The organism is Nostoc sp. UIC 10607, assembly GCF_047228265.1.
Lineage (GTDB): Bacteria > Cyanobacteriota > Cyanobacteriia > Cyanobacteriales > Nostocaceae > Nostoc > Nostoc foliaceum_A.
On sequence record NZ_JBIQNW010000006.1, the window covers coordinates 108,384 to 121,187 of the forward strand.

At 38.5% G+C, this 12,804-nt stretch carries 7 protein-coding genes; 5 read left to right on the forward strand and 2 right to left on the reverse strand.

All coding sequences use genetic code 11. From position 1 onward, the window contains the following. The first annotated feature begins 62 nt into the window (after nucleotides 1-62). Together ACEYW6_RS07905 and ACEYW6_RS07910 are read left to right on the forward strand one after the other, a co-directional pair. Nucleotides 63-716 carry a response regulator gene (locus tag ACEYW6_RS07905; RefSeq protein ID WP_412979278.1) on the forward strand — a complete coding sequence of 218 codons (654 nt, stop codon included), beginning with the start codon at nucleotides 63-65 and terminating at the stop codon, nucleotides 714-716. A gap of 597 nt (nucleotides 717-1,313) precedes the next feature. After that, a complete protein-coding gene (locus tag ACEYW6_RS07910; RefSeq protein ID WP_412979279.1) occupies nucleotides 1,314-6,989 on the forward strand; it encodes an AAA family ATPase in 5,676 nt (1,891 codons plus the stop codon). Between the two features lie 170 nt (nucleotides 6,990-7,159). Here the strand turns inward: ACEYW6_RS07910 and ACEYW6_RS07915 are convergent, their stop codons facing one another. Both ACEYW6_RS07915 and ACEYW6_RS07920 read right to left on the reverse strand, forming a co-directional pair. Beyond that, entirely contained in the window at nucleotides 7,160-8,551 is a 1,392-nt protein-coding gene (locus tag ACEYW6_RS07915; RefSeq protein WP_412979367.1) for a cytochrome P450, read from the reverse strand. A gap of 160 nt (nucleotides 8,552-8,711) precedes the next feature. Then, a complete protein-coding gene (locus ACEYW6_RS07920) occupies nucleotides 8,712-9,680 on the reverse strand; it encodes a terpene synthase family protein (protein WP_412979280.1) in 969 nt (322 codons plus the stop codon). A gap of 383 nt (nucleotides 9,681-10,063) precedes the next feature. On the opposite strand from ACEYW6_RS07920, the gene ACEYW6_RS07925 reads away from it, so the two are divergent. From ACEYW6_RS07925 to ACEYW6_RS07935, 3 genes are read left to right on the forward strand one after another with little or no spacing between them, the layout of a single operon-like run. Then, nucleotides 10,064-10,231, forward strand: a complete 168-nt coding sequence (locus tag ACEYW6_RS07925; RefSeq protein ID WP_412979281.1) for a hypothetical protein — start codon at nucleotides 10,064-10,066, stop codon at nucleotides 10,229-10,231. A gap of 59 nt (nucleotides 10,232-10,290) precedes the next feature. Then, on the forward strand, nucleotides 10,291-11,610 hold the full coding sequence (locus ACEYW6_RS07930; RefSeq protein ID WP_412979282.1) for a response regulator: 1,320 nt from the start codon (nucleotides 10,291-10,293) through the stop codon (nucleotides 11,608-11,610). 42 nt (nucleotides 11,611-11,652) lie between these two features. Next, nucleotides 11,653-12,804: an FIST signal transduction protein gene (locus tag ACEYW6_RS07935; protein ID WP_412979283.1), complete on the forward strand. Its 1,152-nt coding sequence runs from the start codon at nucleotides 11,653-11,655 to the stop codon at nucleotides 12,802-12,804.

The following is a 12,804-nucleotide window of genomic DNA, read 5'->3' on the forward strand; positions in this document are numbered from 1 at the left end:
TTCTCAAGGACAATCAGCAAAACTGCTATTTACACTTAAAGTTTCTGTTAGAGCAAACAGTCGTGGCAAGCAACAAGATTTTAGTTATCGATGACACTACAGTTGTCAGGGTAAAAGTACGAGAAATGTTGCCTCCGGGCAATTTTGAGGTACTGGAAGCAAAAGACGGTTTGGAAGGACTAAATTTCATCCTTCAGGAAAAACTCAGCCTGATTATGCTGGATTTCCTGTTACCTAAAATGAGTGGCTGGGAGGTTTTCCAGAAAGTTCAAGCCGATCCGGAGTTAAGGAAAATTCCTTTGGTGATCATGTCTGGTCGCAAGGAAGAGGTGACTGAGAAAATCACAGAACCCTTTGAATACTTTGAATTTCTGGGTAAGCCTTTTGATCAAAAGCAACTAATTGGCGCGATTAAGTTAGCTATGGCCAAGGCGAAACAGCCACGCCCAGAACTAGTCGCAGTAGGAGCAACATCTGCTGTCAAAAATAGCACAGCTACAACCGCTAGTGTCGCTAATATTACAGTAGCAACCCCTAGTGCTGTAAATACTGCGATGCCTACGGCGGCAAGCAACGCAACCCCTAGTAGCGGAGGAGTCTCTGACACAGACATTAATGCGTTGAATGAGAAAATTGTCAAAATGCAAGCTGAAATCGATGGCTTGAAGAAACAGCTAACTCAAGTTGTGACTTTTATTAAACAAAAAATCAAGTAGCATTTGTACTCGTTATTATTATCGCAGCCGAAAATACCCCGTCTCTAATAACGGGTGTCCGATTAAAAGCGGGTAAAAATAGTTAGTTCAAAAACACTTATGTTCACAAATCATCATTGACAACAAAATTCAAAATAGGAAAAATAACTAGCAATTATCTGCGCCTATATAAATTTTGAATTTTGAATTCCCTGATCGCGCAGTTTCTTCGCAAAAGAAGAGGTTGACAGTCTAGCAAAGCAGTTATAAACCCAATAAACCTGCCGCAGTTTGCTCTTAAGCTAAGGAAAACGGCAGGCTTTTTTGTTGTTTGATCTGCTATATCCAAAATCTACTTCACAACTTGATAGCTACTCCATAAATCTAAAGCAGCAAGAGCAAATATTTACCAAAGTAATTTGGTAGAAACGCGCTTGAAAACCTTATGTTTTTATACCAAAATTAGCCTTTCCAGAATTATATAGTTCAAGATCGCATATTTAGTCAAAAATTCTATCTTCTGATATAAATTCCAGAAAAAATCCTATTTCATGATACCGATAATCTCCATACGGGAATACTAAGCCATAGAAACAAGAATTATGAGCATAGTCTACAATGTTAGTAGTATTAGATACATTATATGCATTTCCTGGCTATCGCATTACCGAGCAAATCTACTCCGGCAGTAAAACCCTAGTTTACCGGGGTATTAGAGAACAAGACCAAAAATCGGTGGTTCTCAAATTGATGCGGAATGAATATCCTACGTTCGCGGAAATCGCTCAGTTCCGCAATCAATATATCATTATCAAAAACCTTGATCTTCCTGGCATAGTCAAAACCTATAGCTTAGAAAGCTACCGTAACAGCTACGTCCTGGTAATGGAAGATTTTGGCGGCATTTCCCTCCAAAACTGGCGACTGGACGATAAGGGGAAAGATGAAAACAGGGTTTCCCTAGATGAGTTTTTCCACATTGCCATTAAAATTGCTTCTACCCTGGAAGGATTGCATCGCGATCGCATTATTCATAAAGACATCAAGCCTGCCAACATCCTGATAAACCCTGGTACAGATGAAATAAAACTCATCGACTTTAGTATTGCCACTCTGCTACCAAGAGAAATTCAATCTATCACGAATCCCAACGTTTTAGAAGGCACCCTAGCTTACATTTCCCCAGAACAAACCGGAAGGATGAACCGAGGTATTGACTACCGCACTGATTTTTATTCCCTCGGTGTCACCTTTTTTCAACTCCTTACCGGAGAGTTACCTTTCACCACGAAAGATCCGATGGAGTTAGTTTACTCTCACATTGCCAAACAACCGCTAAAAGCCTGCCGGATTAATTCCAATATTCCGCCAATTTTGTCTGACATGATCAGCAAGCTGATGGCAAAAAATGCCGAAGACCGCTATCAGAGTGCTTTGGGATTAAAGCATGACTTGGAGGTGTGCCAAAATCAGTGGAAAGAAACAGGAAATATTGCACTCTTTGAACTAAGTGTGAGGGACATCTCAGACCGTTTTGTAATCCCTGAAAAACTCTATGGTCGCCAAAGTGAAGTTGAAACCCTACTCGCTGCTTTTGGGCGCGTAGCAGATGGGGCAACAGAAATGATATTAGTTGCAGGTTTCTCTGGCATTGGCAAAACTGCTGTAGTCAATGAAGTCCAAAAACCTATTGTGCGGCAGCGTAGTTACTTCATAAAAGGAAAATTTGACCAGTTTCAACGTGACATTCCCTTATCAGGATTGGTGCAAGCTTTTCGAGACTTAATTGGGCAACTACTCTCAGAAACTGATGCCCAAATTCAACAATGGAAAGTCAAAATACTGCGGGAATTGGGTACACAAACTCAGGTGATTAGTGATGTTATTCCTGAACTAGAACAGATTATTGGTAAGCAGCCTCCAGTTACAGAAATCTCTGGCAGTGCTGCCCAAAATCGTTTCAATTTATTGTTTCAAAAATTCATCAAAATTTTCACAACTAAAGAACATCCCCTAGTTATCTTTCTCGATGATTTGCAGTGGGCAGATACGGCCTCTTTGAAATTAATTCAGTTATTAATGTGCGAAAGCACGTTGTCTTCTCTTTCAGAAGAGGCAGAACATATGCGGGAAACTAAAGGGAGTTTATTGTTAGTTGGTTCGTATCGAGATAATGAAGTTTCAAAGGCACATCCGCTTTATTTGACACTACAGGAGATTAAAAACGCAAAAGCAGTTATTAATACGATCACTCTTACACCCTTAAATCAAGGCGATTTAAATCATCTAATTGCTGATACTCTCCATTGTCCTGAATTAATTGCTGTTCCTCTGACCCAGATGGTGTTTGCCAAAACTAAAGGCAATCCCTTCTTTTCTGTCCAATTTCTTAAGTCTTTACACGATGACGGGCTAATTGTATTAAATTATGATGTTGGTTATTGGCAGTATGATCTTTCAAAAGTCAAAGAATTAGCTCTCACAGATGATGTAGTAGAATTTATCGCCCTACAAATAGAAAAATTGCCAATATCTACCCAAAAAGTTCTGAAACTGGCTGCCTGTATTGGGAATCAATTTGACTTAAAAACTCTGGCGATCGTCAATGAAAAATCTGTAGTAGATACAGCATCAGATTTGTGGCAAGCATTACTTGATGGGCTAGTTCTACCACAGACTGAAAATTTCAATATTTTTTCAAAAGATAATACTAATCAAGAATTCATTGTTCATGGAATAGAATCTACACAATTTTCAAATTCTAATTTACAGTTACCAAAGTATAAATTCGTACATGACAGAGTACAGCAAGCCGCTTATTCTTTGATTCCTGAAGAACAAAAAAAGCCAATTCACTTAAAAATTGGGCTACTGTTATTGAACAATATTCCAGTTGCAGAACAGGAAGAAAAGATATTTGAGCTTGTCAATCAGTTTAATATCGCAGTAGAATTCATCTCTCCTCAAGCGAAACGAGATGAACTGGCCCAGATGAATCTAATTGCTGGACGTAAAGCTTTAGCTTCAACAGCTTATCCCGCGGCCGTTAAGTATTTAACTACTGGCATCCAATTACTGGCAGGTAATAGCTGGGAGACAAAACATCATCTTACCCTGGCTTTATATGAGACTGCGACAGAGGCAGCATACCTAGCTGGCAACTTTGAACAGATGGAGGAATTGGCGGAGGTGGTGTTGGTACGTAAAACACTGCTAGAAAAAGTGAAAGTTTATGAAGTCAAAATCCAGGCTTATGGGGCGCAGAACCAAGCACTGGAGGCTGTGAATACTGCCCTAACCTTTTTGAAACTTTTGGGTGTGGAGTTTCCTCAGAATCCAGGACAGTCTCATATTCAGCTAGCAATGGCGGAATTAGCGTTAAATCTGAACGGCAGGTGCATTGATGACTTAATGAACCTACCGGAGATGACAGATGCCCAGCAGATAGCAGCTATGCGTATCCTATCAGCTGTAACTGCTGTGACCTATTCAGTTACTCCCGAACTATTTCCGCTGATTGTTATTAAACAAATCAACTTATCACTCAAATATGGTAATACTTCCTCGTCTGCTTATGCCTATGTTGCTTACGGAGTAATTCTCTGCGGAGTAGTGGGAGATATTGAATCTGGCTATCAATTTGGCAAATTAGCTTTGAGCCTTTTAGTTAAATCCAATGTTAAAGAAGTTAAAACTAAGATCATGATGGTATTTTATACAGCTATCTGGCATTGGAAAGAGCATACTAGGGAAATATTAAAACCTTTACTTGAGGCTTACTCTGCCGGGCTAGAAACTGGAGATTTAGAACATGCAGCCTATTGTCTTAACAATTATTGCTACTCTACATATTTCATCGGTAAAGAACTGACAGAGTTGGAACGTGAGATGGCAACTTATAGCAATGCCATCAGACAAATCAAGCAAGAAACAATATTTAACTGGAATAGCATATATCAGCAGAGTACTTTAAACTGGCTGGGAAATGTTGTAAATCCCTGTTATTTGATCGGTAAAGCATATAATGAGGGGATAATACAGCCGCTTCATCTTCAAACCAATGATGGCATAGGACTTTTATATTTATATTACAATAAATTACAGTTATGCTACTCATTTCATGAGTTTACTCAAGCGGTTGAAAATGCTGCTTTGGCAGAAAAGTATTTAGATGGTGGAATAGGACAGCTAGTTTTTCCTCTTTTCCATTTTTACGATTCACTGGCTAGACTCGCAGTGTATTCTGAGGCATCCGCTTCTGAACAAAAGCTTATTCTTGATAAAGTACAAGCTAATCAGGAAAAGATGCAAAAATGGGCACATCATGCCCCTATGAATTATTTACACAAATATTATCTTGTAGAAGCTGAACGGCATCGAATTAGAGATCAATATATTGAAGCAATGGAATCGTATGATCATGCTATCTCCCTTGCGAAAAAACATGAGTATATCAACGAAGAAGCTCTTGCTAATGAACTTGCGGCTAAATTTTATCTAGAGTGGGACAAAGATAAGATTGCCCAAACTTACCTAACTGATGCCTACTATAGCTACGTTCGCTGGGGAGCTTTAGCTAAGGTTGACGATTTGGCAAAACGCTATCCCCAATTACTGGCTCCTATATTTCAGCAAGAAAAACTGAGTATCCATTCTAGCGAGGAAAACACTTCTTTTAATAACACATCTATATCATCTTTATCTACCCTGAGTAATCAACAAACCGTTATTGGCTCGAAAACAAGTATTTCTGACTCTCTGGATTTAGCTGCATTCATTAAAGCATCTCAAGCACTCTCTGGGGAAATCGAGCTTGAGCGACTACTTTCTACTTTGATGGAAGTTGTTATGGAAAATGCAGGAGCCTCTAAATGCGCTTTAATTTTAAGCGAAGGTGATAACTTAGCATTAACTGTCACGGCGATTTGTTCAAGTTCAAATTTTGAGCATACATACACTGAGTTTCCATCAACTTGCCTTGAGTCAAGCTATGATGTTCCCATTACTTTGATTAACTATGTTAAACGCTCTAGAGAAATCTTAGTTATTGATGATGCAATGGCTGTTTCTTTTCTAGTAGGTGATAGCTACATTATTAGTGAAAAACCTAAGAGTTTATTGTCTATACCTCTTCTAAATCAAGGTAAATTGATTGGGATTCTTTACCTAGAAAATCATCTGACAACAGGAGCATTTACACGCGATCGCGTAGAAGTTCTTAAACTCCTCACCACTCAAGCAGCAATATCACTAGAGAATGCTATTCTTTATAAAAATTTGGCACAAGCTAAAGAAAGTTTGGAGGAATACAATCATAGCCTGGAAGAAAAAGTCCAGGACAGAACACAGGAACTTAACCACAAAAATCACTGTTTAGAAGAAGCTTTACAGGAATTACAGCGTACTCAGATTCAATTGATTCAAAGTGAAAAAATGTCTTCTTTAGGACAAATGGTTGCGGGAATTGCTCATGAAATAAATAACCCTATTAACTTTATTCATGGCAATATTAATCATGCTGGTGAGTATGTTCAAGACTTGCTAGATTTGATAGTTGTTTATCAGCAGGAATATCCCCTTCCTTCGCCTTTAGTTAAGGAGAAAGCTGAGGAGATTGATATAGATTTCCTAGCAGAAGACTTGCCAAAGATTCTAGATTCAATGAAAGTGGGGAGTTCGCGTATCCGGAATATTGTTTTGGGCTTACGCAACTTTTCTCGCCTAGATGAATCTGAGATGAAGCCTGTAGATGTTCATGAGGGAATAGACAACACTTTAATGATTTTGCAGCACCGACTTAAAGAAAAGAGTAATTTACTGGAAATTGAAGTCATCAAAGAATACGGAAAATTACCGGAAGTTATTTGTTACCCTGGTCAACTAAATCAGGTGTTTATGAATATACTGAGTAATGCGATCGATGCTTTAGAAGATTCATTTGTCATTGCTCATCCATTATTGGGAAATGACAAAGAACAAATAACAAAGGACATAGAGGCGTCAGCAGCTTCTCATAAAGTAGGAAAAATTCATATCTTTACTGAAATCACAGATTCTAATACAGTGATAATTCGGATTGCAGATAATGGTTCTGGTATGACAAAAGCAGTTCAGCAGAAAATCTTTGACCCATTTTTCACCACTAAGTCGGTAGGAAGTGGTACGGGGTTGGGTTTGTCGATTAGCTATCAGATTATTGTGGACAAACACAAGGGTCGTTTAACCTGTGATTCCTCATTAGGAAAGGGGACTGAGTTCGTGATTGAGATCCCGATGCAACAGTCAGATATCTAGACTAGTAACACTTCTTTTAAAATACAAAGTTGGTTAAGTGAAGCGAAACCTAACATTTGGAAGTTTGTCGAGTTTTGTTTTGCTCTACCCAACTGATAATTCTAAAAACCCAGTTTGTTATAACAAACTGGGTGGTTGTTAAGACTCATCACAACAACTCTGACAAGCTACTAGGATACGGGTGTAGTTGTCATATTAACTAAAGACTCTTGACGCGCACGTCGTCCTGTAATTACCATCTTGACTCCACTGGCAGGTCCAAGGGTAAAACCTCGACGCTGAGGTCGCTCTGGACGCTGATCAGCTAGCGCCAAGTTATAGCGTGACAAAACGGTTGCTAATACTAGCTTCATTTCAAATATAGCCAAAGCTTCACCAATACAACGACGCGCACCACCGCCAAAGGGCAGGAATTCATAGGGAGAAAATTGACGTTCAACAAAGCGCTCTGGTTGAAACTCTTTGGGCTGGGGATATAAATCCTCTCGTTGATGAGTGAGATAAATACTGGGAAGCAGTACAGTTCCAGGCTCTAAAGGATGTCCCAATAATTCAACGGGTTCTTGCACTACTCTAGGAAACGAAAACATTGTAACGGGGTGAATTCGCAAGGTTTCATTACAGACAGCTGTGAGATATGGCAGTCGGTAAATGCTCATAGGGTCTGGGGAATCACCGAGAGTGTCCAGTTCTTGGAGTAGTTTTTCATGGACTAAAGGCTTTTGGTGAATCCAGTACAATCCCCAAGCCATTGCCGATGCCGTAGTTTCATAACCGGCAAGTATTAGGGTTATTAACTGATCGCGCAACTCCTGAGCCGTCATCGGTTGGCCTGCTTCATCCCGACATGATATCAGCAAAGAGAGAATATCGATGCGTTCTGGATCAGGTTGTTGCTGACACTCGGCAATTTCAGTATAGAGAAATTGATCAATTTGCTCTCGATTGCGTAGGAACTTCCCCCAAGGACTCCAAGCTCCTAAATCCTGTTGCAAGAATGAGAAAAAGAATAAACTAGAAGTGAAAGGTGACTGAAAAAGCTCTAACAGCAACGGCAATAGTTGTCTAAGTTTTTGAATTTTTTCTCCCTCAGACAAGCCAAAGATAGCCTGTAAAATGACTTGCTGGGATATATCCTGTGTTAGATTACGTGCTAAAAAGGGCTTATTTAGTGGTAACTGACTAAAGATTTTTTCAGACACATTACAGATTAGCTGACCATAGGCTTGCATCCGCTCTCCATGAAAAGAGGGTGTCACCAGTTGTCGTTGACGTTTGTGGCGATCGCCCTCCAGCATCAGGACTGAATAACTCCCCAAAATCGGCTGCAAAATTCCGTTGAGTTCCCCAACGGCTGTAAACTTCTTTCTATCATTAGTTAATATTGCCTGGATTGCTTTGGGATGGTTTACAAAGACTACCGTGTCACCAAAACCGATTATCTTACCAGTAAAAATATCGGGATACTGTTGAGCTGCATTTTCCATATAGCTAACAGGGTCAATAACCCATTGAAGCTTTTGTCGCAATGAAGGAGTTGGCAGAGGATTAGGTAGTTGCATTGAATGTTTCATGATGAAATTTTGCTAATTTACCGCCCTCATCTTTAGAGTAATAAGTGGCTATTGACTTTTTATGTTCAAATCTCAGAACTACAAGCGGCAAAAAATACAAGTAAAATGCGCGACAGTTTCCGACTTTACTTAGAAAATTGCAATTCTTCTAACATTTAATGACCTCTAGCTTTTCAACAGTCTGATAGCGAGTAGATTGAGCACACCAAGCGAGATTGGCACTTATCCAGCTATGCAATCCTGATATATATTTTGCGATTTCAGCATCTTCTTGTTCTCCAAAATTTGGAATAGATGCTTCTAGATTCATCATAGTTAGCACGTCTTGATCGTGGATTTCAGCAGCACGCTTGATTGCTTGTTCCAAAGGCAACTTCTGTTGATAATGCAATACCAATACTAAATTATGAACATCGCCATCTTCCATTTCCCTAAGTGCCGAGAAAATATCATTACCCCAGCAAAGAACCTTATTTGCCATCAGTTTTAGTTCTTTGACAATGTATTGTTCTCGGACAAAATCAGGAATTATTAAATGATCGCAAAATTCAATCAATTCGATAACAGGCTCCACCCCTCCGGCTAATATACGTATCGCCATATAAGTGTCAATATCAGGTACAACTCCCTGTATACGGTTAGTGGCTTCTTCCACACATCCTTGGAAGTAGCCTTTAAAGCTACAGAGAAAGTGATGAAACCATTTTCTATTTCCTCTTTCGAGTATTCTATGTCTTAAGTTACTTAAGGCATAAGCAAGGGGTACATCTTGATTCGTAAGTTCTTCCCCATTTAATATTTCCAAAAATCTATTGTGAAAACCCTTAAGTAGTTCAGGTTGTTTTCCTAAATCTGACAAATCGCATTGGTCATCCCAAATAAATAACCAACTCAATAAGTCATTTGCAATCTTAAGTTCTTCAAGCTGACAGGAAGGATAAGTACCTGCGGCTAGTAAAAAGAATTTTGCCTTATAGAAACGCTGATAAGACGATTCATGTGCCAGAAGGTTAAAGCGTAGCACCCATTCAAAAGCATACTCTTCCAAAACATCTACATGCTTATTTATCTGAGTTGAAAATGGGCAGTATAAATCAGGAATACTTGTTTGTTTCATATCAGTAGTCTTCATGAAGTTATTAATAATTTAGGAAATATAGGTTTTAAATTTAATTCCTATTCACATCACGCTTGCACAGCCAGCAAACTAGCTTTACATTAATAGTGGTGAAATTTTAAGGTGTGTAAATATTTCCCAGCTAATCAGCAATTATTCATTATATTTTTTAAAAACATATCCGAGAATATATGGATTTCACATTCTCTAAAAAAGACGTTCATATATATTTATGCTCATCATAAATACAGATTACAAACTTCCAAAACTAGTATTAAACATCAGTAAAATTATACTGAAATAACACTAACCTTATAAAAAGACAAGGGTAATAATGACTAATTTTAGAGCGATCGCCTTATGAAAGAGGATATTCAACTCTAGTGAAAGTGAAGATTGGTGGTAAATTTCCATCGTGTAGCGATCGCCCCCGTGGTCGCATAGAGCAATTTAGTGTGAAAATGTTGCTGTTGTCAGACTTTTTGGGAACTATAGGATTGTCAGACGAGAAAATTATCAGTCAGCCTGCGAACAAAATAGAGGTGACTTAGCTGCGATCGCGGGGCTAAATAGTAAACAAGTCATAAGGAGTCAGATTAATTTAAATACAATGACTTATAAGCCAGACATACCAATGCTTTATGTACCAAAAGATAGTTTAATTCTAGTAGTTGATGACACTACTACAAATTTAGAAATTGTCTTTGATGTATTAACTACTGTAGGTTTTGAAGTTACTACAGAGCATGATGGAGAAAGGGCACTTAAACAGGCTGAATATCTACTGCCTGATTTAATTTTATTAGATGTGATGATGCCAGGAATAGACGGATTTGAAACCTGTAAAAGGCTGAAACAAAATTTAGCTACTTGTGATATACCAGTAATTTTTATGACGGCAAATTCTGATACTGATAGTAAAGTAAAGGGTCTAAATATAGGGGCAGTTGATTATATCACTAAGCCCTTTCATGAAGAAGAATTATTAGCTAGAATTAAAACCCATCTTCAATTACGAAATCTCACAAAAACTTTAGAAAAGCGAGTTTCAGAAAGGACAGCAGCGTTGTCTAGGGCATTAAAAGACCTACAAGATTCTCAACTTCAGCTTGTACAGACAGAAAAAATGTCTGCCCTTGGTCAATTAGTAGCAGGTGTTGCTCATGAAATTAATAATCCAGTTGGTTTTATTCATGGCAATCTTGGACATGCTTCAGTATATTTCCAAGATATGGTTAACATTATTAGTCTCTATCAGCAGTACTATCCTCATCCGGTTCCAGAAATTCAAGAGGAAATTGCAGCGATAGATTTGAAATATATGCTTGCTGATCTACCTAATTTAATTTCCTCGATGAAAGAGGGAGTTCAGCGCATTCGCAATATTAGTACCAGTCTGAGAACCTTTTCTCGGTCAGATAGCGATCGCAAGGTTTATTGCAACATTCATGATGGTATAGACAGCACCATCATGATCCTCAAACATCGCTTAAAGGCATCCGAGGATCGTCCTGATATTCAAGTAATTAAAGATTACGATAATTTGCCAGAACTAGAATGTTTTATCGGACAACTAAATCAGGTATTTATGAATTTATTAGCTAATGCTATTGATGCTTTAGAGGAGTCTAATGTAGGACGCACCTATATTGAAATTGAAGCAAATCCCAATCAAGTTTTGATTCAAACTTCCCTCACTGAAGATAAAAATCATATATTGATTCGGATTCAAGATAATGGCGTGGGAATGTCAACTGATGTCCAGCAAAAAATCTTTGATCATTTATTCACTACCAAGCCTGTGGGTCAAGGTACAGGATTAGGATTATCAATTGCCCATCAAATTGTTGTCGAAAAACATGGAGGAACTCTAGAGGTAAATTCAACACTAGGACAAGGTTCAGAGTTCATTATTAAGCTTCCCATTTAGGGATCATAGCAAATTGCGTTCATCAACATAATAGGTAAATTTATGTTTAAGGCAGTAGTAGGCCACAGTAACGATCCAGATTCTCTATCCGCAGTTGAAGAAGTTATTGAGCAATGTTCCAGTTCTCTTGCAGGAGATATACCAAAAGCTGGAATTCTTTTTGCTGCAATTGATTTTGAACATTCTCTCATTTTGCAGCAAATTTATCAGGCTTATCCAGGGATTGAGTTGATTGGTGGAACAACAGATGGAGAAATTTCTTCAGTCTTAGAGTTTCAGCAGGACTCAATCACCTTGATGTTGTTCTGCTCAGACGAAGTTGAAATTTATGCAGGAGTTGGACGCAAAGTTTCAGCTGATCCAATTACTGCAACTAAACAAGCTGTAGAGCAAGCAAAAGCAAAAAGTACTGCACCTCCAAAGCTATGCTTAACTCATCCAGAGAGCCTCACAACTAGTGGTGTGTCTATATTGAATGGCTTAAAGCTAGCTCTTGGACAACATGTGCCGATATTTGGTGGTTTGGCAGCCGATCAGTCAAGATACCAAAATACATATCAATTTTTTCAAACAGAAGTATTAAGTGATTCTGTACCAATTCTGCTTTTTTCCGGCACAATATTCTTTTCTCACGGGATTGCAAGTGGTTGGCATCCCATCGGTCAAATAAGCAAAGTAACTAAGGTAGATAAGAATATAGTCTATGAAATAGATGGTAAACCAGCTTTAGATTTTTATCAAAATTATCTAGGTTTGCTTCCTCCTTCAATGGAATATCCGCTAGCAGTGTTTGCTCAGAATGGAGACAATTTTTATATAAGGGCACCTATTGCTTACAACCAAGAATCTGGTAGCATAACCTTTTTTGGAGATATTCCCGACCAAGCAATTATTCAAATTTCAGAAGCAGCTTATGAAGATATTCTAGCAGCTTCCAAAGCTTCATTCATGAGTGCCTTAGATAATTATCCAGGTGCAGAACCCAGTGCTGTTGTGTTTTTTTCATGTGTAGCTCGTCGGCAAATACTTGGTACTAGGGCACAAGAAGAGTACCAGAATACAAAACTTTGTATGGCTAAATATTTTCCTGCTTGTGGATTTTATTCTTATGGAGAGATTGCTCCTATAGATCGAATTAGTCAGACGCAATTTCACAATGAAACTTTTGTAACTTTAATTTTGGGAACTCGGTAA